The sequence below is a fragment of the Achromobacter sp. NPDC058515 genome (assembly GCF_042721735.1).
Lineage (GTDB): Bacteria > Pseudomonadota > Gammaproteobacteria > Burkholderiales > Burkholderiaceae_B > Achromobacter.
In genome coordinates this window covers 174,426-200,448 of record NZ_JBHXNI010000009.1, presented here as the reverse complement: position 1 = coordinate 200,448, position 26,023 = coordinate 174,426, and the positions used below count along the sequence as shown (strand labels likewise).

Below are 26,023 nucleotides of genomic sequence, written 5' to 3'. Positions count from 1 at the left end.
ATGTCCTCGTCAAACAGTGGCCAGCTCGGCGGTCGCGGCGACCGGCGGGCGAGCGGCATGGGAATCGTCTTGCGGAATCGCGGGGTTGACCGGCTTGGCGCCGCGCACCGTCATCCACACGTTCCAGGCCATGACGAACACGCCTCCCAAGAACAGGGCGCCTCCCAGCAAGCGGATGAGGTAGTAAGGAACGCGCGTCTTCAGTTCCTCGACGAAGCTGTAGACCAGGGTGCCGTCGGGCGCGGTGTCGCGCCACATCAGGCCCTGCTGCACGCCGGCGATCCACATGGCGGCGATATAGAGCACCACGCCGATGGTGGCGATCCAGAAATGCAGTTCGATGGCCTTCACGCTGTGCATCTTTTCGCGTCCGTACAGGCGCGGGATCAGGTAGTACAGCGAGCCGAACGAAATCATGGCGACCCAGCCCAGCGCGCCGGAGTGCACATGGCCGATGGTCCAGTCCGTGTAGTGCGACAGCGCGTTGACCGTGCGGATCGACATCATCGAGCCTTCGAAGGTCGACATGCCGTAGAACGACAGCGCCGTGACCATGAACTTCAGGATCGGATCGGTGCGCAGCTTGTGCCAGGCGCCCTGCAGGGTCATGATGCCGTTGATCATGCCGCCCCACGAAGGCGCAAGCAGGATCAGCGAGAAGGTCATGCCCAGCGACTGGGTCCAGTCGGGCAAGGAGGTGTAGAGCAGGTGGTGGGGGCCCGCCCACATGTACGTGAAGGCCAGCGCCCAGAAGTGGACGATGGACAGGCGGTACGAGTAGATGGGGCGGCCGGCCTGCTTGGGCACGAAGTAATACATCATGCCCAGGAAGCTGGTGGTCAGGAAAAAACCCACGGCGTTGTGGCCGTACCACCACTGCACCATGGCGTCCTGCACGCCCGAGTAGGCGGAGTAGGACTTCCACAGCGTCACCGGCATCTCGATGTTGTTGAAGATGTGCAGGATGGCGATGGTGAGGATGTACGAGCCGAAGAACCAGTTGGCCACGTAGATGTGCTTTGACCGGCGCTTGATGATCGTGCCGAAGAACACGATGGCGTATGCCACCCAGACCAGCGTGATCAGGATGTCGATGGGCCATTCCAGTTCGGCGTATTCCTTGCTGCTGGTAAAGCCCATCGGTAAGGTGATGGCGGCGGCGACGATGACGATCTGCCAGCCCCAGAACGTGAACGCGGCCAGCGGGCCGCAGAACAGGCGCGCCTGACAGGTGCGCTGGACCACGTAGTACGACGTCGTGAACAGCGCGCTGCCGCCGAAGGCGAAGATCACCGCGTTGGTGTGCAGCGGACGCAGGCGGCCATAGCTCAGCCATGCGGTGTCAAAATTCAGCTGCGGCCAAACCAGCTGCGCGGCCAGAAAAACGCCCACAGCCATGCCGACTATGCCCCACACTACCGTCATGAGCGCGAACTGCCTCACGACCTTGTAGTTGAAGGTATCGGCCTTGCTTGCGATTGCGGCGCAATCGTTCATCGCCCTTCCCCTAAAGTAACAAATAGCTCCAGGGTTCGATGATGGGACTAGTCACACAAGTCGGCGTTGATATGGATCAACCGCGCAGCGACGGCTTGGGGAAAGCGGCATAAGCGCAACGGCCCGCGCGCGATTGCGCGGGATCGGGCCCAGCGATTGCTTCGTGCGCGCGCGTTCAGCCGCGGCCGGCGGGGCCGCTGTCGTCGTCGCGCAGGATGGCCATGCCGGCGTTGTCGGTGTCGTCGTACTGGCCGTTGAACACGGCCCACCACAGCGATACGCCGATGGCCAGCACGAACAGCAGCGACAGGGGCAGGAGCAGATAAAGAATGGTCATTGCGCCGCTTCCAGCGCGTGGCCGGAGGCGGGTTCGCCCGACCAGTCCCGGCGGCACAGGCGCCAGGAGTTATAGGCGACCGCCAGCGACGACACCAGCATGGTGATCGCGGCCAGCCAGGGCGTGACCCATCCGGCGAGCGCCAGCGGCGTCATCAGCAGGTGCCAGGCCAGCGAGCCGTACAGGTTCTGGCGGGCCTTGCGCCGCGCCTCGTCCAGCAGCGCGTCCAGCGCCGCGTCGGGCATGCTGGGATGGGCCGCCAGCGCGGAGTGCGCCGAGGCCATGGCGGTGGGCACCGCCATCGACATGGCGCAAGGACAGCTCATCACCAGCAGCGCCACCATCACGGGGATGCTGTTCGCGGGATCGACGTAGGCCCAGCCGGCCGCGGCGGCCAGCGCCAGCGCCACCTGGATCATGACGAAACGGGATGCCAGGCGGTCGGCGCGCGCGCCCAATTGCAGGCGCCGGGCCTCGACCCGGGCGTGGCGCTGGCCGCCGGCCGCGCCGCCGAAGGACTGGCGGGCGCACAGTTCCAGATAGCGCGCCGTCAACAGAAAGGCCACGAACATCGTGACGGAATCGAAATACACCTCGCCCGCGCCGGTGATGGTGGCGTGCACGCTAGGAATGAAGGCGGCCACGATGCCAAGCGCCACCGGCACGTCCATGCCGGCGCGGCCATGGCGCAGGTTGTCGCCCGCGTGGCGCCAGATGGGCCAGGCCGAATACAGCACCACCGGGACGGTCAGCGCAAAGCTCGCCCAGTTCATCAGGACGATGGCCCAGTCCAGTGTTTCCAGCGCGTCGGCGGGCATGCCCTCGTGGCGCAGGTAGCCGGGCCACGCGAACATCATCACCTGCATCATCGCCAGCCACGCCAGCGACAGGCGCACCAGCGCATGGCGGCGCTGCTGGCGGTCGGCATCGGGCAGGCTGGCCGGGACGGCGAAGATCGATTTTGCTCGCATGCGCCGATGGTAACCAGCGCCCCGGGCAGCCGCCTTGATCTGGATCAAGACGCTGTCCCCGGTTTGCCCGCGCAACGGCCCGCCGGCCGCGGAACTCAGGGGCGCTGGCGGCGCAGCACGTCCGTCACGGCGCGCATCAGCGTTTCCAGGTCCTCTTCTGCGATGGTGAGCGCCGGCGTCAGGTAGACCACGTTGCCAAACGGACGCACCCAGACGCCCGCCTCCACCAGCCGCCGCTTGAGCGCCTCGCGGTCGGCGATGCCGTCCAGCTCCACCACGCCGATCGCGCCCAAGACGCGCACGTCGCGCACCCAGGGCAGGTCGCGGCACGGTTCCAGCCCCGCCGCCAGCGCCGACGAGATGGCTTGCGCCTGCGCCAGCCGGGGCTCCGTCTCGAACAGGTCCAGCGAGGCATTGGCGGCCGCGCAGGCCAGCGCATTGCCCATGAAGGTGGGGCCGTGCATCAGCGCGTGGGAAGGGTCGTCGGACCAGAAGGCCTGGAACACCCGGTCGCTGGCCACCGTGGCGGCCAGCGGCAAGGTGCCGCCCGTCAGCGCCTTGGACAGCGTGACGATGTCGGGCCGGATGCCGGCCTGCTCGAAGGCGAACATGGAGCCGGTGCGCCCGAAGCCGGTGAAGATCTCGTCAAAGATCAGCAGCAGGCCGTGCTTGTCCGCCTGGCGGCGCAAGCGGCGCAGCACTTCCGGCTCGTGCAGCAGCATGCCGCCCGCGCCCTGCACCAGCGGCTCGACCAGGATGCCCGCCAGGCGAGGCGCCCGGGCTTCCAGCCAGGCGTCCAGCGCGGCCAGCGAGGCCTCGTCGCGCGGCAGGTCGACGATGTCGTGCTCGGCCAGCATGCCGCGGTACAGGCTGTGCATGCCCTCTTCGGGATCGCACACCGCCATGGTGCCGAAGGTGTCGCCGTGGTAGCCGCCGCGAAACGCCAGGAACCGGCCGCGGCCGCGCTCGCCCTGGTTCAGCCAGAACTGCACGGCCATCTTCATGGCGACTTCCACCGCCACCGAGCCGGAGTCCGTATAGAAGACACGGTCCAGGCCCGGCCCGAGCAGGCCGGCCAGGCGGCGGGCCAGGGTCAGCGCGGGTTCGTGGGTGAGCCCGCCGAACATCACGTGCGGCATGGCGTCCAACTGCGCGCGCACGGCCTGGGCGATGTGCGGATGGTTGTACCCATGGCAGGCGGTCCACCAGGACGCCACGCCATCGATCAGGCTGCGTCCGTCGGCCAGCTCCAGCCGGCTGCCGTGGCTGCGCGCCACGGGCAGGGGCGGGCTCGCCGTCTTCATCTGGGCATAGGGCAGCCAGATATGGGCTTGGCCCCGGGCCACCCAGTCGGGCGTGTGCATGATTCACCTCCACTACAATGGCTCGCATTCTACGGCCTGGCGCGGACGCCTCCGACGCCCGGCCGCTGCTGGATATCTTGATGTCAAAGCTGGATTCGCTTTTTTCCTCCGAGTTGGCGCTGGCCGAAACGCGCCGCGTGCGCCGCCGCCTGCGCACCGCCTCCTCCGCTCCGCCCGGGCGCATCGTGCAGAACGGCGTCCCCGTCCTGAACTTCTCCAGCAATGACTACCTGGGGCTCTCCAGGCATCCGCTGCTGATCGAGCGCGCCCGCGAATGGGCGGCCCGCCACGGCGCGGGCGCCCAGGCCTCGCGCCTGGTCTGCGGCAACCTGGACCTGCACGAACAGGTGGAGGCCAAGCTGGCCCGGCTGAAAGGCGCCGAAGCCGCGCTGCTGCTGGCCTCGGGCTGGCAGGCCAACGCGGCCGTGCTGCCCGCCCTGCTGCGCGCCGCCGCCAGCCAGGGCGAGGTCGAGCTGTATGCCGACAAGCTCAACCATGCCAGCCTGCACCACGGCTGCCAGGCGGCGGGCGTCAGGCAGATCCGCTTCCGCCACAACGACCTGGACCATCTGGAGAGCCTGCTCGCGGCCAGGGCGGAGGGGGCCGAAGACGGAAAGCCCGTCGCCCGCATGCCGGTCGCCCGCAAGCCGGTCGCCCGCTTCATCGTCACGGAAAGCGTGTTCAGCATGGACGGAGACCGGACCGACGTGGCCCGGCTGGCGGACCTGGCGGACCGCTACCAGGCCTTTGTCTACCTGGACGAAGCGCACGCCACCGGCGTGCTCGGCCCCGGCGGCATGGGACTGGCGGGGTTGGCGCCCGGCCGGATCGACTTGGCCATGGGCACCTTCAGCAAGGCGCTGGGCGGATTCGGCGCCTACGTCGCCGGGTCGCGCGCCCTGTGCGACTACCTGATCAACACGTGCTCGGGATTTATCTACACGACGGCGCTGCCGCCGGCGGTGCTGGGCGCCATGGACGCGGCGCTGGACCTCGTGCCCACGCTGGACGCCGAGCGCGCCCGGCTGGCGGCCAGCGGCGAGCGGCTGCGCGCCGCGCTGCAGGGCATGGGCCTGGACACCGGCGCGTCTTCCACGCAGATCGTGCCTGCCATCGTGGGCGACGAAGCCCGCGCGCTGGCGATGGCGTCCGCGCTGGAACAGCGCGGCCTCCTGGCCGTGGCGATCCGCCCGCCGACGGTGCCCGCCGGCACCAGCCGGCTGCGCGTGACGCTGAGCGCCGCGCATCGCGATGCCGACGTGTCGCAGCTGATCGACGGCTTTGCGGCCGTGACGGCATGACGGCCGGCCTGCCCGCGCCCGCGCGGCCCACGTTGCTGTTCGTCCACGGCTGGGCGTTCGACGCCTCGGTCTGGACGGCGCTGCGCGCCGAGCTGTCCGATTGGCCGCAAGCGGTCGCCGACGCGGGCTACTTCGGCCCCGCAGAGGTCCCGCCGATCGACGGCCCGGTTATCGCCGTCGGCCATTCGCTGGGAGTGCTGCGCCTGTTGCGCGGCCTGCCGGCTTCCTGCCTGGGCCTGGTGTCCATCAATGGCTTCCCGCGCTTTGGCGCCGGGCCGGACTTCGAGGCCGGCGTGCCGCGCCGCATGCTGGACCGCATGATCAAGCGCCTGGCCGCGGACCCGCGCGCCGTGCTGCAGGACTTCCGGCTGCGTTGCGGCGAAGCGGCTGCGTTCGGCGAACCCCAGGGGCCGGCGCTCAGCCGCGACCTGGAGGCCCTGCGCGACGAGGACCAGCGCGCCGCGCTCGCGGCGCTGCCCGTGCCGCTGCTGCTCCTGGCCGGCCAGGCGGACCCCATCGTTTCCGCCGCGATGACGCAGGCCGCCTTTGCCGACCGCGCGGGCGACGAGCGGCATTGGCGCGAGGCTGGCGGCCACCTGCTGCCCGTGTCGGACGCCGCCTGGTGCGCGGGCCGCATCCGCGCCTTCATTTCGCGCCTGGCGCCCGCGGCATGACGCAAGCCCTGCGCAACGCCCAGGTCGGCGCCCGCTTTGGCGCGGCCGCCGGCCGCTACGAAGACCATGCCCCCGTCCAGCGCATCGCGGCCGAGCGGCTGGCCAGCGACATCTCCCTGCTGCCCTTGCCCCCGCGCCCCCGGATCCTGGAGATCGGCTGCGGCACCGGCCTGCTGACGCAGGCGCTGGCGCGCAGGCTGGGCCCTGCCGACTGGACGGTGACGGACATTTCCCCCGCCATGCTTGCCGCCGCGCAGCGCGGCCCGGCGCTCCCCGGCAGCGCCCGCTACCAGTTGCTGGACGGCGAACACCCCGGCGGGCTGGCCGGCGGCTATGACCTGATCTGTTCCAGCCTGGCCGTGCAATGGTTTGCCGACCTGAACGCCGGGCTGGCCCGACTGGCCGCGCTGCTGGCGCCGGGCGGCCGCCTGGCCGTGGCCACCCTGGCCGCCGGCACGTTCGGCGAGTGGCAGGCCGCCCATCGGGCGACGGGCCTGGCGGCGGGCACGCCGCCCTACCCGCCCGCCTGCGCCATCCGTCCGGCCATGGTCAATCTGGCCGGTGGCGTGCGCAGCGAGCGGCTGATACAAAATCATCCTGACGGCCTGCATTTCCTGAGGGGCCTCAAAGGCATAGGCGCCACCACGCCCGCGCCCGGCCGCCCGCCGCTGGGCGCGGCCGAGCTGCGCCGCGTGCTGGCCGCGTTTGACGAACAAGGAGCCACGGTGACTTATCACCTGGCCTACGGTATGTGGAAAAAAAATACGCAGCGCCCCGCCGGGGTTTTCGTGACCGGCACCGACACGGGCATCGGCAAGACGCTGGTGTCGGCGATCCTGGCCCGCGCCTGGAACGCGGATTACTGGAAGCCGGTGCAGACCGGCGTGTCCGAGGAACCGGGCGACACCGACACCGTGGCGCAACTGGCCCGGCTGCCGCCCGAACGCCTGCACCTGCCCGCCTATGTGCTGCAGGCGCCGCTGTCGCCGTGGGCGGCCGCGACGCTGGAAGAAACCGTGGTGGACGCCACGACCATCGTGCCGCCGGCGACGCAGGCCCCGCTGATCGTGGAAGGCGCCGGCGGCCTGTACGTGCCCATCGACGACACGCACATGATGATCGACCTGATCGCGCGGCTGGACATGCCGGTGGTGCTGGCGGCGCGCAGCGGCCTGGGCACCATCAACCACACCCTGCTCAGCCTGGAAGCGCTCAAGCGGCGCGGCATCGCCGTGCTGGGCGTCGTCATGAGCGGTCCGCTGTCGGCCGGCAACAAGGAAGCCATCGAACGCTTCGGCAACGTGCGCGTGCTGGCCGAGATTCCGCCCCTGGCCAAGGTGGACGCCAACGCGGTGGACGCGCTGGCTCAGGGCATCCCGCCGCTGGCGGAATGCCTGGCGGCGCTGGACGGGCTGCGGGCGGTAACGGAGTAGGATGAATGCCGGCCAGTTCGGCCCGCAAGCGAACCTCACCCCAGCGCCCCCCCTTCCCTTAACGCCTGCGCCCGCTCAGAAGCAATCCCCGCTTCCGCCAGCACCTCCGCGCTGTGCTCGCCGAATGCCGGCGCGGCGCGGGGCGTGGCCGGCTGGCTGCGGCCAAACTTGATGGCCTGGGCGAAGCCCCGGTAGCTGCCCGCCACCGGATGCGAAAACGTGGAGATCATGTTTTCGGCCTGCGCCTGCGGAAAGTCGAACATGTCCTCCACGCCGCGCGCGGCGGCGCAGGGCACCTCTTCGCCGAACCACGCCTCCCATTCCAGGGCGCTGCGCGCGCGCAGCGCCTCGTGCAGGCGCGGGACGATCTCGTCGCGGTGTTCGGCGCGCTTGCGCACCGAGTCGTAGCGTTCGTCGGCCGCCAGTTCCGCCAGGCCGGTCTTGGCGCACAGCGCCTGCCAGAAGTGCGGCGTGTTCGCCGAAATGTACAGGTAGCCCTCGCCGGTGGGATGGATGCCGGTAATGCCGCCCGAACGCATGTCGCGCCCGACTTCCCGGGGCTCGCCTTCGGCCCAGACCAGCCGCGCCGATTGCAGCGCCAGCGCGCTGCGCAGCAGGGACACGCCCACGAACTGGCCGCGGCCGCTGCGCTCGCGCTCGTACAGCGCGGACGCCACGCCCGCGGCCACCATGGACGAGGCGTAGTAGTCCACGATGGATCCGTACAGGATCTCGGGCGGGCCTTCGGCCTTGCCCTGCAGGGCGCACATGCCCGTCATCGTCTGCAGCACCTGGTCGTAGCCCGCCTTGTCCTTCAACGGTCCGGTCTCGCCATAGCCGCTGACGGCGCAATAGATCAGCCGGGGGTTGATCTGCGCCAGCTGGTCATACCCGATGCCCAGCCGCGCGGGCACGCTGGGCCGGAAGTTGTGCACCAGCACGTCCGCCTGGCGCGCCAGCTCGTGCAGCACGGCCAGCGCATCGGGCTGCTTCAGGTCCAGCACCAGGCCGCGCTTGCCCCGGTTCACGCCCAGGAAGGCGCGGCTTTCGGCGTCCAGGGTGGACGGATACTTGCGCAGGTTGTCGCCGCCGGGCGGCTCGACCTTGACCACGTCCGCCCCCTGGTCCGCCAGCAGCGTGCAGCCGTAGGGGCCGGCGATGTAGGCGCTCAGGTCCAGCACGCGGACCCCGGCCAGCGGGCCGCCCGCCGATTGCGTTGCGGCGGCCATCATTGCGCCTGCGCGGCGCGCGCGGCGCCCAGTCCGGCGGCCGCGCGCAGTATGGCTTCGGCGCGGCGCAGGAAGGGCCCGTCTATCATGCGGCCGTCCACCACGAACGCCGCGACGCCCTGGGCCGACGCGTCGCGCGCCGCCTGCACCACCCGCTGCGCATGCGCGATCTCTTCGTCGGACGGGCGGAACACGGCGTTGGCCAGCGGCACCTGCCGGGGGTGGATGCAGCTCTTGCCCAGGTAGCCCAGCCGGCGCGCCAGCTCGGCCTCGGCCCGGTAGCCGGCTTCGTCCTGGATGTTGGCAAACGCCGAGTCATACGCGAACACGCCGGCTTCAGCCGCCGCCATGCGCAGCGCGAACATCGCCTGGTGCACCGCCGCCGGTTCGCGGCGGGAGATGCCGGCGGGTTCGAACAGGTCGCCCAGCCCCAGCTGCAGGCCGGCCACGCCGGGATGCGCGGCCGCCAGGCTGGCCGCCCGGCGCAATGCGCGCGGCGATTCGATGTTCAGCAACAGTCCCACCGGCTGCCGCACGCCATTGGCGCAGCGCGCCTGCTCGATCGCGGCGGCCGCGGCCACCACATCGGCCTCGGTTTCCGCCTTGGGCAGGTTCACCAGGTGCAGGCCCTCGCGGACCACCGCCCGCACGTCGGCATGGAACTGCCCGGAATCCAGCGCATTGACGCGCACGATCAGCGTCTTGCCCGACGCGGCCGCGTCCGGCGCGGCCAGCATGCGGGCCAGGTGATCGCGGGCCTCGTCCTTGCGCGACGGCGCCACCGCGTCCTCCAGGTCGAACGACAAGGCATCGGCCTCGCCCGCCAGGGCCTTGGCGAACAGCTCTGGGCGCGATCCGGGTACGAACAGTTTGCTTCTCATGCATGCACTCTTGGGTTGGGTTGGACGTGGCCGATGCCGGGGATCACTGGATGGAGATGTTGCGGTCGCGGGCCACCTGCTTCCACTTGGCGGCGTCGGCCTGGACCAGCTCCGCGAATTGCGGCACGGTCAGCGCAGCGGGCACCGCGCTTTCCTCGGCGAACATGCCGCGCATCTTCTCGTCGTTGACGATGCCGCGTATCTCGGCGTTGAGCTTTTCCACCAGCGGCGCGGGCGTGCCCGCCGGCGCCAGGACGCCCCACCAGAGTTCGACCGAATAGCCGGGCTGGCCTTCGCCGATGGTGGGCAGCGCGGGGTAGAACTGCGAGCGTTCGGGCGAGGTCACGGCCAGCACGCGCAGCTTGCCGCCCTTGAGCAGCGACGCGGTGGACGCAAAGCTGCCGATCACGAAGTCGACCCGGCCGCCCGCCAGGTCGTTCAGCGCGTGCGACATCCCCTTGTAGGGCACATGGGTGAACGTCGTCTTCGCGCCTCCGGCCAGGATCTCGCTGGCCATCTGGTTCACCGAGCCCAATCCGGCGCTGCCATACGTGAGCTTGCCGGGCTCCTGGCGGCCCGCCGCGATCAGCGCGTCCATGGACTGATACGGGGAATCCTTGCCCACGACCAGCGCCATCGGGCTGCGCGCCAGCATGGCGACGGGCGCGAAGCTGCGCACCACGTCGTATTTCAGATTGGTCTGCACCGCCGCGTTGGTGGTCAGCGTGGACGAGGACAGCATCAGGACGGAGCCGTCCTTGGGCGCGCGCGCCACGTACTCGGCACCGATCGCGCCGCCCGCGCCGGGCCGGTTCTCCACGATCACCGTGGACGACAGACGGTCGCCCAGCTTCTCGGCCAGCACGCGCGCGAACACGTCATTGCTGCCGCCCGGCGGGAACGGCACCACCATGGTGATGGCGGCGGGCACGGCCGGGCCGGCGGCCTCGGCGGCCAGGGCGCCCGGCGCCTGCGCCGTCAGGGCAAGCGTTAAGGCGGCGCTGACGCCGGCTAGGGTTTTTTTCATTGCCTGTCTCCATGCCCCGTCTGGCGAACCTGCGGCGCAGGCCCTGTTTCCAGCGGGTTTTCGTTTTATCTGGAGCAAATGCTAGGCCGCCCGCCTGATGATATAAAGCGAGGATTCTTAAAACACTACGTGAGGATTTCTGATGAAGATCGAGTCTTTCCGTACGCTCAACGCCGTGCTGCGCGGCGGCAGCTTCGCGGCGGGCGCGGCGGACATGAACCTGTCGCCCAGCGCGGTCAGCCTGCAGATGAAGCAGATGGAGGAGTACTTCGGGCAGCCCCTGTTCGACCGCTCCGCGCTGCAGGTCCGGCCCAACGCCTTTGCCGCCGAAGTCGACGCGGTGCTGCAGGACGCGCTGGCGCGCCTGGACGAGCTGCGCCGCCGCAGCACGCCGGCCGTCGAAGGCCGCGTGCGGCTGGGCACCATCGAGCCGCTGCAGGTGACGCTGCTGCCGCCGCTGCTGCGCAAGCTGCGCGAACGCTATCCGCTGCTGGACGTGCGGCTGGTGCGGGGCCGCGCCACCGAACTGACGGAAAGGCTGAAGCAAGGCGAGATCGACGCCGCCATCATCACGCAGCCGGAGACCGGCGGCTCCAGCCGCTTGTCCTGGACGCCGCTGTTTCGTGAAACCCTGGTGCTGATCGCCCCGCCCGATTCGCGCGAGACCCGCATCGCCGAACTCTTCCAGCAATATGAATGGATCCGCTTCGACAAGACCACCATCGGCGGCCGGCTGGCCGCGCGCTACGTGGCGCAGCATGCGCCGCATGCGCGCTGCCGCATCGACATGCAATCGCTGGCGGCGCTGACGGCGCTGGTGTCCGCCGGCCTGGGCGTCTGCGTGCTGCCAGAACCGGGGCCCAACCTGCTGAACGTGCATCCGGTGCGCGTGCTGTCGCTGGGCAAGCAGGCGCCGTACCGGCAGATCTCTTTCGTCTGCCGCCAGACGGACCAGGAAAACCGGCTGGTTCAGGCCCTGCTGGAAGGCGCCCGGCCGTAAGGCCTCATTGCCTGGCCATGTCGATGAACGCCCGCAGGGCGGACGACACGCGCCGCTGCCGCGGGTAGTACAGCATGAAGCCCGGAATCCACGGGCACCAGTCCTCCAGCACCCGCACCAGCCTGCCCGCCTCCAGCAGCCCGGCCACATAGCTTTCCGGCACGCAGCCGATGCCGATGCCGTCGACCGCCGCGCGCACCTCCGCGTGCACGTCGCTCAGGGCAATCCGGCCCGGCACGTCGATCTCGACCGCCACGCCGTCCTTCTCGAATTCCCACTTGTAGTAGCGCCCGCTGGGAAAGCGGTAGCGCACGCATTCGTGCTGCATCAGGTCCGCGGGATGCCGCGGCGGCTCGCGCCCTTGCAGGTAGGCGGGCGCCGCCACCACCGCGGAACGCAGCCGGGGGCCGATCTGCACGGCCACCATGTCCTCGGGCACCGCCTCCAGCAGCCGCACGCCCGCGTCGAAGCCCGAACCGACGATATCGACAAAGCTGTCGTCTTCGCCGATCTCCAGCCGGATGTCCGGATAGGCCGCCAGGAATTGCGCCGCCAGCGGCATCAGCAGCAGATAGGAGGCCGCGCGCGAGGTGTTGATGCGCAGCGTGCCGGACGCCGTGCCGCGGAACTGGTTCATTTCCTCCAGCGCGTCGCCCAGCTCGTGCAACACCGGCTGCAGGCGTTCGGCCAGGCGCTGGCCGGCGTCGGTCAGCGCCACGCTGCGCGTGGTCCGGTTGAACAGGTTCACGCCCAGCCGCTCTTCCAGGCTGCGGATGGCGTAGCTGACCGCCGAGGTCGACAGGCCCAGTTCCTCGCCGGCCTTGCGGAAGCTGCCAAGGCGGGCGACGGCCGAAAAAGCAGCCAGGTGGGACAGGTTATCGGGCAGCATGATTGTGCAAATTTCTTTAATAAATCATGCCGAAATTCTAGCTTGAACCCCGGTATTTCGACGTCTATTGTGAACGTCTGCTCAACAAACCCATCAGAGGCCGTCATGACCCAAGCCCGAGGCTACGCTGCCCACAGCGCCGACACCCCGCTCGTCCCCTTCAGTTTCACCCGCCGCGAACCGGGCGAGAACGACGTATTGATCGACATCCTCTACAGCGGCATTTGCCACTCGGACCTGCACCAGGCGCGCGGCGACTGGGGCAATTCCGTGTACCCCATGGTGCCGGGCCATGAAATCGTCGGCCGGGTCGCGCAGGTGGGCAAGAACGTCAGCAAGTTCAAGGTCGGCGACTACGCCGGCGTGGGCTGCATGGTCGATTCCTGCCGCCATTGCAAGGCCTGCCGCCTGAACCTGGAGCAGTACTGCGAGGAAGGCGCCACGCTGACCTACAACGACAAAGAGCGCGGCAGCGGCGAGCTCACCTTCGGCGGCTATTCGGACCACATCGTGGCGCAGGAGCATTTCGTCGTGAAGGTGTCCGACAAGCTGGACCTGAAGGCCGTCGCGCCGCTGCTGTGCGCCGGCATCACCACCTATTCGCCGCTGCGCTACTGGAAGGTCGGCCCCGGCCAGAAGGTGGGCGTCATCGGCCTGGGCGGACTGGGCCACATGGGAGTGAAATTCGCGCGGGCGCTGGGCGCGCACGTGGTGATGATCACCACCTCGGCCGACAAGGGCCGCGACGCCAGGCGCCTGGGCGCCGACGAAGTGCTGGTCTCGCGCGATGCCCAGGCGATGGCGGCGCATGCCGGCAGCTTCGACTTCCTGCTGAACACGGTTCCCGTCAGCCATGACGTGAATCCCTACATGGCCCTGCTGACGCTGAACGGCACCATGGCGCTGGTGGGCGCGCTGACCCCGCTGGATCCGATTCCCGGCGCCAACCTGATCATGGGGCGCAAATCCCTGGCGGGTTCGGCCATCGGCGGCATGGAGGAAACGCAGGAGATGATGGACTTTTGCGCCGAACACGGCATCGTCAGCGATGTGGAGATCGTGCCGATCCAATCGGTCAACGAGGCCTACGAGCGCCTGCTGAAGAACGACGTGAAGTACCGCTTCGTGATCGACATGGCGTCGCTGGCCGAAGCGCCTGCCGCGGCGTAAAGGCCTGCGTGCCGGCGCCGGAGCCGCGCCGGCGGGTATTTCGGGGCCATGGCCGTTACGGATGAAAACAAAAAAAAGTCCGGCGGACGGCAGCGTCAATCCGCCTTGCGGGCGGCGCTTTCGCCCGTAATTCCTCATACATAAGCATTACGACCAAATCTCTAAGATTCCCCCGGGCTTCCCTGCGCAGCGGGCTGGCAGTCATCCCAACAGCCACATCCATCCCTCTTTTTCCTCGTCCCGGCCGCTGGCGCGCGCCCTCGCCGATATGCATCGCCGGCGCGCTGCCGCGGCCCGCAGGCGATATTGACCACTAACGCAACAGGGCGATAGATTTCCGCCACTGATGCAGTTCGATTCGCAGGTAGCTGGACAAGCAGGGATTGAGTTCCTGGGTTCCTTATTTGCAGGAGAACTGGCATGGTCACCAGAAAGCCTCGTCCGGCCGCAAAGAAGGCCACTGCCACGCGGCGCCGGCCGGCCGCCGGCGGTTCATCCGTGGTGATCGACGGCGGCGTCGTCCGCATTCCGCCTTTCGTCCCGACGCTCGCGCCCGACCCCAACCGCAATTTCTTCGACGGCACGCGCCCCGGCCAGCCGGTGCTGCGGCCCGCCGACCTGCTTGCCTTGCGGATCGAACTGCGCAACCTGAGCGTGACGCCCGGCCAGCCGCCCCGGCTGAAGAAGACCGGCAGCGGCGCGGCCACGCTGATCCTGCACTTTCCGCCCCAGTCCATCGCCGAGGAGACGTTCCTGGAAACGGCCGCCTCCGGCGCCCAGAACCCGCCGCCGCCGCGCCTGGGCACGCCCGGCAAGCCCGAACCCCCCAACGGAGACGAGCCGCCTACCGGCCCGCCGGTGCGGGCCCGCATCGCGGGGGAATCGCGGCTGGCCTTTGCCGTGCCCGACGGCTTCGATGTGCCCTACACCCTGGAGGGCGTGCTGGAGGCGGTCGAATCGCTGCCGCTCGCGGTGCCCGCCAATGCGCGCGCGCCCTCGCCCGCCGCGCCCCGTCCGCGCTTCACGCTGCGCGACCTGCTGGACAAGACCTTCGACAAGCGCGTCGCCAAGCTGTCCCCGGCGCAGCGCGCCTCCTTGGCCAGCTTCGCCTTGCGCAATGCGCGGATTGCCCTGCAGCCCGATGCGCCCGCGGCCGCGCTGATGCTGCGGCAGGCCAGCGGCAGCCCGGGGCTGCGAGCGTTGCGCCTGCCGTCGCCCAAGGTCAGCGCGCCGCACCGCGCGGGCGAAATCGCCATTCCCGTGCCGCGAGGCCCGCAACCCGCTATGCCCGGCGCGCAGCACACTGCCATCGAATTGCCGTGGCGGCTCATCCTCAGCCCGTACGCACAGGAACGCTGGCGCCATGCCAAGGCGCCGGCCACCTCGGCCGCGACCCAGCACACCGAGCTGTGGCATTCGCGGCTCCTGGCCCCGCCGTCGGACGATCCCGACATCGAACCGCCGCAGCCCGATGCGCTGCGCGCCGTGCGGGCGGTCTGGGCGCTGGCGGGAGAAGGCTCGGCCAAGCCCATGCAGGCGGCCTTCCCCGTCCCGGCGGAGACCTACCTGCCCAAGCCCGCCACCGCGCCCTTCCGCATGCCGATGGATGACTTCGACCGCTTCCAGATCGCGCACCTGTCGTCGAACTTCTCGGTGGCCAACTACGCGCCGCAGGCGATCGGCGCCAACCTGCTGATGCTGTCGGCGCTGGGCGCATGGCTGGATTCGCGCGGCAACTGGGACGCGCCCGGCCTGTCGCTGGAGGAGTGGACGCATCGCGGCGCGATGGGCCGCGACCACTACGTGCGCGTGGTCTACAAGGGGCTGCTGTATCCGTTCGGCCACCGCGCCTCGCTGATCAAGGTCAGCGAGCGCAAGTTCCATCGCGGGCGCTCCGGCAACCCCGCCTATCTGCGCCAGCGCCTCTTCATCATCGTGCGCGAGCGCGAGCGCGTCTACGCCCACCCCGACCTGGTCACGCAAGGCCCAGGCGGCGGCACGATCTTCCTGCACCGCCAGATGCCGCTGACCAGCGTGCGCATCCTGACGGCGGTCACCCCCAGCCTGGATTCGCCCGCCACGCCGGGCAGCGGCATCGACGGCCAGTGGCTCTTCTGGCCCTACGTGGGCGGCTCGCCCTTCCGCTTCGCCTGCGCCGCCACGGATATCGACGGTCGCGTGATGCAGTTCGACCTGCCCATGATCTTCATGGACGGCGGCCTGGCCTGCCCGCGCAAGCTGACCGGGCAATGGCTGACGCCGCTGTTCCCGGCCGCGGAAGCCTTTGCGCTGCGCGCGCAGAAGGCGTGGCGCGATGCGCCCCAGGACCGCCGCGAGGCGCCGATGAACCAGCAGCAGGTGACGCTGGCGCCCAGCCAGAAGGCGGGCGACACCGCCGCGCAGGCCGACTCGCTGGAGTTCGATGCGGTGGTCGATCCCGGCAACGCGCAATTGCGCGCCTATAGCGACAACTTGAACGGCCCGATCTTCTACCCCTTTATCCGCCGCGCCTCCATCCGCATCGCGGCGCTGGCCAAGCTGACGGGCAGCGGCAAGACCAGCACGCTGAGCTGGAATCCGTACTACCTCGCGCACGGCTTCGACCCGGGCAACGCGGGGCAGGTGTTTGGCGACATCGACGCCGAGCCCGGCTTCGTGGGCGGCGCGTCGCTGGACTTTTCCGCGCAAGGGGACCGGGCCGGCGGCTTCGTGCAGCCCAATCTGCGCCCCACGGCCCTGTCGCGCCTGGCCGGGCCGGTCAGCGGCAAGGTCGGCGACTTCATCGCCGGAAAGATGATCGGCGCCGACGTGTTCCCCGCGAACGCCAGCGGCCTGCCGCTGCCCCTGCTGTTCGGCTGCATCCCGCTGGGCGACGTGATCAAGACGGTGGAGGACGTGGCCGGCCAGGCGGACCAGGTGCCGCGTTTCGTGGCCGAGGCCTGCTCGCAGCTGGAAAGCCTGGTCAACGATGCCGGCCGGCTCTACGGCCTTGTCGCCGGCATGGCGCAGGAGCCCGGCCGCATCGCGCAAGGCGCGGTCAAGGCGCTGGACGACACGCTGCAGGACCTGCAGGCCCAGGCGCAGGCCTATGCGCAGCCGCTGGTGCAGAATGCGCGAGACCGGGTGGATCAGCTTGCCGCGGCGGCGGCGGACGTGAGCGCGCAGATGGCGCAGCTTGCGGGCATGTCGTTCGACGCGGCGCCGGCGCTGCCCGGCCTGCCCGCGTCCCTGGCCTCGGCCCGGGACGCGATCGCCGCCCTGCGCGCCGCGGCCGATGCGAACGTCGCCGGGGCGTCCCTGCCGTCGGGATACCGCCAGTCGCTGCTGCAGGCGGCCAAGGTGGCCGACATGCTGGTGAGCGGCCTGGGCGTCGTGCCCGCGCTGCTGACGCAGGGCAAGGCGCTCTACGATGCGCTGGATGCGGTGGTGGGCCAGCCCGGGCAACTGGGCGCGATCTTCTCGGACCCCGTCACGCTCAAGCCCCGCCTGGAGGCCATCGCGGCGGCGGCGCAACCGCTGGCCGATACCGTCGCAACATCGGCGCTGCTGGACGGCGCGCCGCGCCAGATGATGGTGTCGGCCCTGCGGGCCGTGCAAACCGCGCTGGACGCCGTGCTGGCCAGCGCGGAACTGCTGGAGATGCTGACGGGCGACGAGCTGACGCTGCGCTTCGATTGGAATCCGGTGATCAAGAGCTGGTCGCTGGCGCCCGGCGCGCCGCCGCTCTTTCGCGCCAACGATCCGCAAGGGTTCCGCGTGGCGGTGGAAGCCAAGGTTCGCAAGAACGGGCAAAGCGCGCCGAAGATGTCGGTGACCTGTTCGCTCAAGAGCTTCGACCTGGTGCTGATCGCGCCCGCCAGCTTCATCGAGCTGAACTTCGAGAAGATCGAGTTCCGCGTCGACACGGCCGCGAAGATGAACGTGGACGTGCTGCTCACCGACATCAAGTTCGTGGGCCCGCTGTCGTTCGTGGAAACGCTGCGCGACCTGATCCCGCTGGACGGCTTCTCCGACCCGCCGCACCTGGACATCACGCCCAAAGGCATCGACGCGGGCTTCAACGTAGCGCTGCCCGCCATCGCCATCGGCGTGTTCAACCTGTCCAACCTGAGCCTGGGCGCCGGCTTCACCGTGCCCTTCATCGGCCAGCCGCTGGCGGTGCGCTTCAATTTCTGCACGCGCGAACAGCCCTTCAACCTGTCCGTGTGCATGTTCGGCGGCGGCGGTTTCTTCGGCATCACGCTGGATCCGAAGGGCGTGCAGATCATGGAGGCTGCGTTCGAATTCGGCGCGAGCATTTCCGTGAACCTGGGCGTGGCCTCGGGCGGCGTGCACGTGATGGCCGGCATCTACTTCCGCATGGAACAGACCGCCTGTTCGCTGGCGGGCTACTTCCGCATGGGCGGGTACGTCAGCGTGCTGGGCCTCATCAGCGTTTCCATCGAGCTGTACCTGGAGATGCGCTACGAGTTCGAAAGCGGCAAGTGCGCGGGACGCGCCACGCTCACCATCGAGATCGAGATCTTCATGTTCTCGACGAGCGTGCAGATCAGCTGCGAGCGCAAGTTCGCCGGCGCCAACGGCGACCCGGGCTTTCGCGACCTGATGGGCCCGCGCCCCGACCTGCCGCTGGACCAGGAACTGGCGCTCATCGACGACGCCAGCCGCTACGCCTGGCGCGAATACGCCGAAGCCTTTGTCTGAGGACCGCTCCATGGCCAAGCAAACCATTCTGTGGACCGTCATCCCGAACGGGCGCGTGCCGGACGGCGAATTCGCCGGACGCCTGCGCGTTTCCATCGTGGCCTCGCCGCGCCTGACCCCGGAAGCCGGCAACGAGCAGCGGCTCGCCGCCTTCGCGGACTGGGTCGACTGGCCGGGCACGCTGGCGCGCATCGGCTTCGCGCTGAACGCGGGCGGCGAGGAGATCCCGCTGGAAGCGCTGCCGCAGGCCGACGCCCAGCTCTGGGAACGTCTGCTGCCCAAGACCACGCCGGTGGCGGGCTTCGTGTTTCGCGACATGAGCCGCGTCAACCTGGTTTCCTATTCCGTCGCGGGCGTGCTGAGCCTGGCGCGCGAGCACTACGGCCGCCTGGCGGTGGACTCCACCACCACCCACCCCACCCTGCTGCCGTGGCGCAGCGCCCACCCCGTGCTGCGGGGCATGCTCGAAGCCTGCGGCACCAAGACGGTGTTCGAGCATGGCGAGGGGCGCGAGTTCGTCGAGAAGCTGGAGCCCGGCTTCGACCGTTTCTTCGGCGACGCGGACGGCAGCGTCGAACGCACGCTGCGGGCGCTGGTCTACGGCAAGCGCAGCGTCTATCCCGGCCAGACCACGGCGCCCGGCGCCAACGCCGACGGCAATCCGCAAGCCGGCGAGACCTTTGCGCTGCGCGCGCTGCCCGGCAAATGGAAAGACCAGACCCACCACGGCGTGGATCAAAGCCTGATGGCGAACTGGCGCTCGCAGGGCGAGTACACGCTGTTCCTGGCCAACCGCTTCTACCGGCGCGATCCGCCAACGGCCGCGCAGCGCGAGCTCCGGCGGCCGGACGGCCAGAACGTGCCGCCCGCGCCCGCCTTGCCGGACATGGACTTCCACGCCATCGTGGCCTCCTACGGCGATTACCCGGCGCTGCTGCGCCGCCTGGGCCTGGTGATCGACTGCGTGCTGCCGGCGGACTGCGCGCTGGACCGCCAGATCGCCGCCGCTCCGCACACGCAGGGCAGCGTCTTCCTGACGCTGCGCTGGGACGGCGCGCCCGCCGGCGGCAACGCCTGCCCCGCCACCGCCTGGACCGGCGACGCCAAGCGCTTCGCCACCCGCGCCCGCAGCCCGGACCACGAGCGCGGCATGCTCAGGCTGCGCCGGGCCGACGACCGCTGGGACTTGCGCGAACCGCGCAACCCGCTGTTCGACGTCTACCAGGTCGACCCGGACGGCGCGGCGCTCAAGACCGTGGACTTCGTGCTGACGGCGCAAAACCTGATCGGCCGCAGCCTGAAGCAAGGGGCCGACGGCGAGGTCACCTACACCACCGGAGACAAGCAGCCGGTGGCCGCATTGCGTTCCGGCGGCCTGGGCGTGGCGCGCCGCGACCGCGCGCGCGAGGTGGCGCAGAATGCGGCGTCCGCGGCCCTGAAGAACGCGGCCCTGGCGAGCGATCCCGGCGCCATCGTGCTCTACGCCGAAGACCTGTTGCGCGGCTATCGCGTGGACGTCCAGCCCTATCCGCCCAATGATCCGCAGCGCTGGCAGTCGCTTTGCCGCCGCCACGGCGCGTACCGCTGCACCGACGGCGGGCCCGACCTGGCGCTGCCGGACGACGAGGGCTACGTCAAAGGCGCGTCCGCCACCGGCGGCGGCGCGGACCCCGAGGACCACTACCTGCACGAATCGCTGTTCCGCTGGACCGGCTGGAGCCTGGTCGCGCCCCGCCCCGGGCGCACGCTGCGCGACCAGACCGACGAGGCCACCGGCGTGCAGGGCGAACGGCCCGAAGACGTGCAGGACACCGTCGCGGACAAGGGCAACGGACTGGCCGTGAGCTTCAGCGCGGTCAAGGGCAGCCTGCCGCGGCTGCGCTACGGCATGCCGTACCGCTTGCGCGCGCGGCTGGTCGACCTGGCCGGCAACAGCCTGGCGCCGGACGATCCCTCGCTGGAAGACGACGACAACGTCACCCACCCCGTCGCCTACTGGCGCTTTGAACCCGTGGACCCGCCCGCGCTGGCGCACCGCACCCGCACCAGCGAAGGCGAGTCGTTGGAACGCATGGTGATCCGCAGCAATCGCGGCCAGGACCCCCAGGCCTACGTGAACAGCCCCGACTTCCTGGCGTCCGTCGACACCGCGGATTTCGCCTACAACCCGGTGAACGAACGCCACGTGGTGCCGCCCAAGTCGTCCCAGCTGCAATGCGAAACGCATGGCCTGTTCGACGCCATGTTCGGCGACCCGGCCGGCATCAAGAAGGCCTACGAGATCTCCGCCCGCGACACGGGCACGCTGTTCGACAAGACGCCGGGATCGGACGTGGAGCTGATCACGCCGCGGGCGCTGACCGAAGTGGCCAGGACCACCCAGGTCCCTCCGCGCCAGCCCGGCCCCGCGGAGCCCACCGGCGAGCGCCTGGCGGCCGGCCAGTACGTGATCCACAAGGAAGCGCTGGTGCGCACGCCCTACCTGCCGGATGCCGCCGCCTGGGGCATCTCGCTGCGCGCGCAGCCCGGACACGCCTTGCCCGGCGTCACCGGACCCATGACGCTGGGCGAAGGGGTGGCGGTGCTGCCCTCGCCGTCCGGAGAACTGGTGCTGCTGGTGGCCTACGCCGGGCAATGGCCCGACACGCAGGGCTTGCGCATCGCGCTGGCCGAGCGCCCCGCCACGCTGACGGACCCGCCGTGCGCGGAAAGCTATCCGGACAACGGCGCGCCCAAATGGGACAAGGACGAACGGGTCCTGACATTCTTCCTGCCCAAGGGCGCGATCGCGCGGCTGCGCTATTCCAGCTTCGTGCATCACGGCGTGCTCAATGCGTTCGGCCTGCCCGACTGGGTCGACGGCGACGCCAGCCGGAAGTCGCTGCAGCTGGCCGCCATGCTGGGCAATTGCTGGATGCTCACGCCCTACCGCCCGCTGGTGCTGGTGCATGCCACCCAGCAGCCTGTTTGCGATCCGGTCCTGCTGCTGCCCCCCCAGCCCTACCGCGAGCCCGGCGCGCCCCACGTGGACCTGGAGGCGCGCGTGCGGCTGCACGGCCCCACCACCGGCAAGATCGAAATCGAGGCCGACTGGCGCGAGTGGGAAGACGACCCGGCCAAGCCTCGACCGGAGCGCCTGCCCGGCCACGGCGTGCTGCCGGAAATCCCGCTGGCGGAAAACTACCCTAACCTCTTCAGCCTGAGCAACGCGGTCGCGGAGCAGTCGTTCGATGGCACGCGGCAGCGCGCCCCGGGCTGCCGCCATGAGTTCGGCGACACCCGCTTCCGGCTGATCCAGTACCGCATCCGCGCCACCACACGGTTTCGCGAATACCTGCCTCCCGCCCTGTACGACCAAACGGACAAGGTCACGCGCCTGGGGCCCATCGCGCAAGGGCCGCTGGTCCAGGCCGGCGCGGACGACGACCCCGGCGCCCCCGTGCTGACCCAATCGGGCTCCGCGCCGAACACCGTCGTGCCCGCCAGCGCCCCGCCCGACGCGCCGCGCCTCATGTACGTGCTGCCCACCTTCCGCTGGCAGCAAACCGCCGGCGCCGCCAAGCTGGACATCACCCGCCTGGGCAACGGACTGCGCGTGTGGCTGGAGCGCCCCTGGTTCTCGTCCGGCGACGGCGAACTGCTGGGCGTGGTGATCTACGGCGACGGCCAGAATTTCACCGACGTGCCCGACGCGCTCACGCCGCTGGTCACGCAATGGGGCATGGACCCGCTGTGGGATGCGCCGCAGCCCAAGCACCGCACGCGCGTCTCCGACTTCGCTGCGCGCGTCCTCGACGAAGACGTCCTGCTGCAGGAAATCCCCGCGCGGCGGGTGCGCGTGGTGGGCCACCGGGTCCGCTGGGACGACGCGCGCGCGCGCTGGTACTGCGATATCGAACTGGACCCCGGCCGCAGCTACATGCCGTTCGTCCGGCTGGCGCTGGCGCGCTATCAGCCCCACGCCATCGACAGCGCCAAGCTGTCGCGCGTGGTGCTGGCCGAATTCGCGCAGGTGCTGCCTCGCCGCCGCGCGGTGTTCGAGCGGCAGCGCGGCAGGCTGACGTTTACGCTGCGCGGCGTGGTGCCGGCCCATGGCCCCATGCGGTTTCCGTTGGACTCCGAATACCTGGACATCTCGTTCATCCCTGGGCCGGGACAGCATGGAGAAAGCGGCCGCAACCGCGTCGAGCTGGTGCTGCAGACGCGCAACCCCGCGCTCGACAGCGACCTGGCCTGGAGCGACGCGGGCGTGCTGGCATCCGGCCTGCTGGACCCTTCGGGCGCAGGGGCCGCGCCCGCGGCCAACGGGCTCGCCGCGGAACTCGCGCACCGGCTGCCGGTGCTGGAAGCGCAAACGCCGGAGGCGCTCACGCGGCTGCGCAACGTGGCGCCGGGCCCCGTCGTGCGCTTTCCGCCCGTGCTGGAAGGCCCGCTCCTGGGCGAACTGCTCGACCCCGTGATCTGGTCCGCGAACGCGGCCATTCCCGACCATGCCGATAAGCCCGCGCGCATCGCGGTGCGCGAGTACGAACGCTATTACACGGACAGCACCGTGTCCGAGCGGCGCAGCGGCGCGCTCCGCCAGCGCCGCGTGGTGGAAGAGCGGCTGGTCTACACGGCGTTTTTCGACCTGTAGGAGGTAGCAAGGCGGCAGCCAAAAAAAAAGGGTGCCCGGAGGCACCCTGAATCCACCCTACAACAGCACCTACAACTGCAACTGCAAAATCCCTGCAAGGTGTCAGACACCCCGCATGCAAGGTGTCTGACACCCCGCATGCAAGGTGTCTGACACCCCGGAGACGTTCGCTCAGGCTGAAGCCCATCTCTGTCGGGTGTCAGACACCGTCTCAAGAAGAAAGCCTTCATGCAAGGTGTCTGACACCCCGGAGACGTTCGCTCAAGCTGAAGCCCATCTCTGTCGGGTGTCAGACACCGTCTCAAGAAGAGAGCCTTCATGCAAGGTGTCTGACACCCCGGAGACGCTCGCTCAGGCTGAAGCCCATCTCTGTCGGGTGTCAGACACCGTCTCAAGAAGAAAGCCTTACGCCACCTTCTGCGTCTTGCCGTGTTCGAACTGCGCCTCTTCCGTCGAGCCCGTCAGCGCGGTGGTGGAGGACTTGCCGCCTTCGATCGTCTGCGTCACGGCGTCGAAGTAGCCGGTGCCCACTTCGCGCTGATGCTTGACGGCGGTAAAGCCCATTTCGGCGGCGGCGAATTCCTTCTGCTGCAGCTCCACGAAGGCGCTCATCTGGCGGCGGGCATAGCCGTGGGCCAGTTCGAACATGCCGTAGTTCAGCGCGTGGAAGCCGGCCAGCGTGATGAACTGGAACTTGTAGCCCATGGCGCCCAGCTCGCGCTGGAACTTGGCGATCGTGCCGTCGTCCAGGTTCTTCTTCCAGTTGAAGGACGGCGAGCAGTTGTACGCCAGCAGCTTGCCCGGGAACTGGCGATGGATGGCGTCCGCGAACTTGCGGGCGTACTCCAGGTTGGGCGTGGACGTCTCGCACCAGATCAGGTCGGCGTACGGCGCATAGGCCAGGCCGCGCGAGATCGCCTGGTCGATGCCGGCGCGGGTGCGGAAGAAGCCTTCCACGGTGCGTTCGCCGGTGATGAACGGACGGTCGTTTTCGTCGACGTCGCTGGTCACCAGGTCGGCGGCGTCGGCGTCGGTGCGCGCCAGCAGCACGGTGGGCGTGCCCATCGTGTCGGCGGCCAGACGGGCCGACACCAGCTTGGCCACGGCCTCGCGGGTGGGCACCAGCACCTTGCCGCCCATGTGGCCGCACTTCTTCACGGAAGCGAGCTGGTCTTCGAAGTGCACGCCCGAAGCGCCGGCTTCGATCATGGCCTTCATCAATTCATAGGCGTTGAGCACGCCGCCAAAACCGGCTTCGGCGTCCGCCACGATGGGCGCGAAGAAGTCGATGTAGCCTTCGTCGCCGGGGTTCTTGCCTTCCATCCACTGGATCTGGTCGCAGCGGGTCAGCGAGTTGTTGATGCGGCGAACCACCTGCGGCACCGAGTTGGCGGGGTATAGCGACTGGTCGGGGTACATCTCGCCGGCCAGGTTCGCGTCGCCGGCGACTTGCCAGCCGGACAGGTAGATGGCCTTCAGGCCGGCCTTGACCTGCTGCATGGCCTGGTTGCCGGTCAGGGCGCCCAGCGAATTCACGAAAGGCTCGCTATGCAGGAGTTCCCACAGGCGGGTGGCGCCACGGCGGGCCAGCGTGTGTTCGACGCCGATCGAGCCGCGCAGGCGGATGACATCCTCGGCGCTGTAGTCGCGCTTGATGCCCTGCCAGCGGGTGTTCTCGGCCCAGTCCTTCTGCAGATTGCGGATTTCGGTTTCGCGAGTGCTCATGGTGATGCTCCTGGTCAGTGATGGGAAAAACTTCAAAGGATTCGCGTCTTGCATTGCGTGAATCGTTGGACAAAGTCTATGCCTCTGCTGCGGAGCAATGTGGACCTATGTCTTATAGAAGACAAAAAATATTATTCATATAAATCATCAAGTTATAGATTTCATTTCGTATTATGAAAACACATTATCATCTGTGAAATGCCCTCTCGCTGCTGCGCAGCAGGCACTTTCACATGACGAAGGTTACATTTCACAATGCGAAAATTCGTGCTTATTCCGACCGCCTACAATGCCGTCATTCCTGATGTTTTTCCGATGACTCTGCCATGACCCTGTCTCACGGCCCTCTGGGCCAGAGCGTGGCCTACGCCTCGCAATACGACCCTTCACTGCTCTTTCCCATCGCGCGGTCGCACAACCGCGCGGCGCTGAACCTCAGCGCCGGCAAGCTGCCGTTCACCGGCGTGGACCTGTGGAATGCCTATGAGCTGTCGTGGCTGGACGCCAAGGGCAAGCCGCGCGTGGCCATGGCCACGTTCTCGGTGCCGGCCGACAGCCCCAACATCATCGAGTCCAAGTCGTTCAAGCTCTATCTGAATTCGTTCAACCAGACCCGCCTGGTCAATTCGGCCGCCCTGCGCGGCCGCCTGGAACGCGACCTGAGCGCGGCCGCGGGCGCGCCCGTCGGCCTGGATTTCTTCCTGCCCCAACGCTTCTCCGAGCTGCAAATGGGCGAACTGGACGGGATCTATATAGACAAGCTGGATATCGAGATCGATACCTACGAGCCGGCGCCCGAGGTGCTGCGCACCCGGCCGGGCGACGTAGTCCAGGAGACGCTGGCGTCGCGCCTCTTGAAGTCGAACTGCCCCGTGACCGGCCAACCCGATTGGGCCAGCGTGCAGATCCGCTATCGCGGCGCGCCCATCGACCGCGAATCGCTGCTGCGCTATGTGGTGTCGTTCCGCCAGCACGCGGAATTCCACGAGCACTGCGTCGAGCGCATCTTCAGCGACATCATGCAGGCCTGCCGCCCCGAACAGCTGACGGTCTACGCGCGCTACACGCGCCGCGGCGGGCTGGACATCAACCCGTGGCGCAGCAACTTCGAAACCGCGCCGCCGGCGGACGTGCGCACCGTCCGCCAGTAGCGGCCCGCGGCCGCCGGCAGGCGGCCGCGGCTGC

17 protein-coding genes are annotated in these 26,023 nt (G+C 69.1%); 8 read left to right on the top strand and 9 right to left on the bottom strand.

The window, feature by feature from the left end:
- Positions 1 to 9: 9 nt before the first annotated feature.
- From ccoN to ACFWP0_RS17280, 4 genes are all read right to left on the bottom strand, one after another.
- On the bottom strand, positions 10 to 1,497 hold the full coding sequence (gene ccoN / locus ACFWP0_RS17295) for a cytochrome-c oxidase, cbb3-type subunit I (protein ID WP_377844020.1): 1,488 nt from the start codon (positions 1,495 to 1,497) through the stop codon (positions 10 to 12).
- Positions 1,498 to 1,672: 175 nt separating this feature from the next.
- Positions 1,673 to 1,834, bottom strand: coding sequence for a cbb3-type cytochrome oxidase assembly protein CcoS (ccoS, locus tag ACFWP0_RS17290; protein WP_377844018.1), 162 nt, complete (start codon positions 1,832 to 1,834; stop codon positions 1,673 to 1,675).
- Positions 1,831 to 2,805, bottom strand: a complete 975-nt coding sequence (locus ACFWP0_RS17285) for a hypothetical protein (protein WP_377844017.1) — start codon at positions 2,803 to 2,805, stop codon at positions 1,831 to 1,833. The genes ccoS and ACFWP0_RS17285 overlap by 4 nt, the downstream gene beginning before the upstream one ends.
- A 95-nt stretch (positions 2,806 to 2,900) precedes the next feature.
- Positions 2,901 to 4,169: an adenosylmethionine--8-amino-7-oxononanoate transaminase gene (locus ACFWP0_RS17280; RefSeq protein ID WP_377844015.1), complete on the bottom strand. Its 1,269-nt coding sequence runs from the start codon at positions 4,167 to 4,169 to the stop codon at positions 2,901 to 2,903.
- Between the two features lie 80 nt (positions 4,170 to 4,249).
- Here ACFWP0_RS17280 and ACFWP0_RS17275 point away from each other — a divergent pair, with 80 nt between their 5' ends.
- From ACFWP0_RS17275 to bioD, 3 genes are read left to right on the top strand one after another with little or no spacing between them, the layout of a single operon-like run.
- Positions 4,250 to 5,470 carry an aminotransferase class I/II-fold pyridoxal phosphate-dependent enzyme gene (locus ACFWP0_RS17275; protein ID WP_377844013.1) on the top strand — a complete coding sequence of 407 codons (1,221 nt, stop codon included), beginning with the start codon at positions 4,250 to 4,252 and terminating at the stop codon, positions 5,468 to 5,470.
- Positions 5,467 to 6,144, top strand: coding sequence for an alpha/beta fold hydrolase (locus ACFWP0_RS17270; RefSeq protein ID WP_377844011.1), 678 nt, complete (start codon positions 5,467 to 5,469; stop codon positions 6,142 to 6,144). The genes ACFWP0_RS17275 and ACFWP0_RS17270 overlap by 4 nt, the downstream gene beginning before the upstream one ends.
- Positions 6,141 to 7,577: a dethiobiotin synthase gene (gene bioD, locus ACFWP0_RS17265; RefSeq protein WP_377844009.1), complete on the top strand. Its 1,437-nt coding sequence runs from the start codon at positions 6,141 to 6,143 to the stop codon at positions 7,575 to 7,577. Before ACFWP0_RS17270 ends, bioD begins: the two co-directional genes overlap by 4 nt.
- Before the next feature lie 35 nt (positions 7,578 to 7,612).
- Here the strand turns inward: bioD and ACFWP0_RS17260 are convergent, their stop codons facing one another.
- From ACFWP0_RS17260 to ACFWP0_RS17250, 3 genes are read right to left on the bottom strand one after another with little or no spacing between them, the layout of a single operon-like run.
- Positions 7,613 to 8,809 (bottom strand): CaiB/BaiF CoA transferase family protein, encoded by a 1,197-nt coding sequence (locus ACFWP0_RS17260; RefSeq protein ID WP_377844007.1) that lies wholly within the window; start codon positions 8,807 to 8,809, stop codon positions 7,613 to 7,615.
- Complete coding sequence (locus ACFWP0_RS17255; protein ID WP_377844005.1) at positions 8,806 to 9,687, bottom strand: HpcH/HpaI aldolase/citrate lyase family protein; 882 nt, start codon at positions 9,685 to 9,687, stop codon at positions 8,806 to 8,808. The genes ACFWP0_RS17260 and ACFWP0_RS17255 overlap by 4 nt, the downstream gene beginning before the upstream one ends.
- Positions 9,688 to 9,730: 43 nt before the next feature.
- Complete coding sequence (locus tag ACFWP0_RS17250; protein WP_377844003.1) at positions 9,731 to 10,714, bottom strand: tripartite tricarboxylate transporter substrate binding protein; 984 nt, start codon at positions 10,712 to 10,714, stop codon at positions 9,731 to 9,733.
- Positions 10,715 to 10,856: 142 nt separating this feature from the next.
- Between ACFWP0_RS17250 and ACFWP0_RS17245 the strand changes: the two genes are divergently transcribed.
- Complete coding sequence (locus tag ACFWP0_RS17245; protein ID WP_377844002.1) at positions 10,857 to 11,714, top strand: LysR family transcriptional regulator; 858 nt, start codon at positions 10,857 to 10,859, stop codon at positions 11,712 to 11,714.
- Between the two features lie 4 nt (positions 11,715 to 11,718).
- Here the strand turns inward: ACFWP0_RS17245 and ACFWP0_RS17240 are convergent, their stop codons facing one another.
- Positions 11,719 to 12,603, bottom strand: coding sequence for a LysR substrate-binding domain-containing protein (locus ACFWP0_RS17240; protein WP_377844000.1), 885 nt, complete (start codon positions 12,601 to 12,603; stop codon positions 11,719 to 11,721).
- Between the two features lie 105 nt (positions 12,604 to 12,708).
- Here ACFWP0_RS17240 and ACFWP0_RS17235 point away from each other — a divergent pair, with 105 nt between their 5' ends.
- The 3 genes from ACFWP0_RS17235 (at position 12,709) to ACFWP0_RS17225 (ending at position 23,113) form a co-directional block, all read left to right on the top strand.
- Positions 12,709 to 13,773 (top strand): NAD(P)-dependent alcohol dehydrogenase, encoded by a 1,065-nt coding sequence (locus tag ACFWP0_RS17235; protein WP_377843999.1) that lies wholly within the window; start codon positions 12,709 to 12,711, stop codon positions 13,771 to 13,773.
- A gap of 420 nt (positions 13,774 to 14,193) precedes the next feature.
- A complete protein-coding gene (locus tag ACFWP0_RS17230) occupies positions 14,194 to 18,477 on the top strand; it encodes a hypothetical protein (RefSeq protein ID WP_377843998.1) in 4,284 nt (1,427 codons plus the stop codon).
- A 10-nt stretch (positions 18,478 to 18,487) separates the two neighbouring features.
- Complete coding sequence (locus tag ACFWP0_RS17225; protein WP_377843996.1) at positions 18,488 to 23,113, top strand: hypothetical protein; 4,626 nt, start codon at positions 18,488 to 18,490, stop codon at positions 23,111 to 23,113.
- Between the two features lie 405 nt (positions 23,114 to 23,518).
- On the opposite strand, the gene aceA is transcribed toward ACFWP0_RS17225, so the two are convergent.
- A complete protein-coding gene (aceA, locus tag ACFWP0_RS17220; protein ID WP_377843995.1) occupies positions 23,519 to 24,838 on the bottom strand; it encodes an isocitrate lyase in 1,320 nt (439 codons plus the stop codon).
- A gap of 326 nt (positions 24,839 to 25,164) precedes the next feature.
- On the opposite strand from aceA, the gene queF reads away from it, so the two are divergent.
- Positions 25,165 to 25,989: an NADPH-dependent 7-cyano-7-deazaguanine reductase QueF gene (queF, locus tag ACFWP0_RS17215; protein WP_377843993.1), complete on the top strand. Its 825-nt coding sequence runs from the start codon at positions 25,165 to 25,167 to the stop codon at positions 25,987 to 25,989.
- The last annotated feature ends 34 nt before the right edge of the window (positions 25,990 to 26,023 follow it).

Excerpts from the sequence above, each read along its gene's own strand:
- ccoN (WP_377844020.1), bottom strand. The coding sequence starts at position 1,497 with ATGAACGATTGCGCCGCAATCGCAAGCAAGGCCGATACCTTCAACTAC.
- ccoS (WP_377844018.1), bottom strand. The coding sequence starts at position 1,834 with ATGACCATTCTTTATCTGCTCCTGCCCCTGTCGCTGCTGTTCGTGCTG.
- ACFWP0_RS17285 (WP_377844017.1), bottom strand. The coding sequence starts at position 2,805 with ATGCGAGCAAAATCGATCTTCGCCGTCCCGGCCAGCCTGCCCGATGCC.
- ACFWP0_RS17280 (WP_377844015.1), bottom strand. The coding sequence starts at position 4,169 with ATGCACACGCCCGACTGGGTGGCCCGGGGCCAAGCCCATATCTGGCTG.
- ACFWP0_RS17275 (WP_377844013.1), top strand. The coding sequence starts at position 4,250 with ATGTCAAAGCTGGATTCGCTTTTTTCCTCCGAGTTGGCGCTGGCCGAA.
- ACFWP0_RS17270 (WP_377844011.1), top strand. The coding sequence starts at position 5,467 with ATGACGGCCGGCCTGCCCGCGCCCGCGCGGCCCACGTTGCTGTTCGTC.
- bioD (WP_377844009.1), top strand. The coding sequence starts at position 6,141 with ATGACGCAAGCCCTGCGCAACGCCCAGGTCGGCGCCCGCTTTGGCGCG.
- ACFWP0_RS17260 (WP_377844007.1), bottom strand. The coding sequence starts at position 8,809 with ATGATGGCCGCCGCAACGCAATCGGCGGGCGGCCCGCTGGCCGGGGTC.
- ACFWP0_RS17255 (WP_377844005.1), bottom strand. The coding sequence starts at position 9,687 with ATGAGAAGCAAACTGTTCGTACCCGGATCGCGCCCAGAGCTGTTCGCC.
- ACFWP0_RS17250 (WP_377844003.1), bottom strand. The coding sequence starts at position 10,714 with ATGAAAAAAACCCTAGCCGGCGTCAGCGCCGCCTTAACGCTTGCCCTG.
- ACFWP0_RS17245 (WP_377844002.1), top strand. The coding sequence starts at position 10,857 with ATGAAGATCGAGTCTTTCCGTACGCTCAACGCCGTGCTGCGCGGCGGC.
- ACFWP0_RS17240 (WP_377844000.1), bottom strand. The coding sequence starts at position 12,603 with ATGCTGCCCGATAACCTGTCCCACCTGGCTGCTTTTTCGGCCGTCGCC.
- ACFWP0_RS17235 (WP_377843999.1), top strand. The coding sequence starts at position 12,709 with ATGACCCAAGCCCGAGGCTACGCTGCCCACAGCGCCGACACCCCGCTC.
- ACFWP0_RS17230 (WP_377843998.1), top strand. The coding sequence starts at position 14,194 with ATGGTCACCAGAAAGCCTCGTCCGGCCGCAAAGAAGGCCACTGCCACG.
- ACFWP0_RS17225 (WP_377843996.1), top strand. The coding sequence starts at position 18,488 with ATGGCCAAGCAAACCATTCTGTGGACCGTCATCCCGAACGGGCGCGTG.
- aceA (WP_377843995.1), bottom strand. The coding sequence starts at position 24,838 with ATGAGCACTCGCGAAACCGAAATCCGCAATCTGCAGAAGGACTGGGCC.
- queF (WP_377843993.1), top strand. The coding sequence starts at position 25,165 with ATGACCCTGTCTCACGGCCCTCTGGGCCAGAGCGTGGCCTACGCCTCG.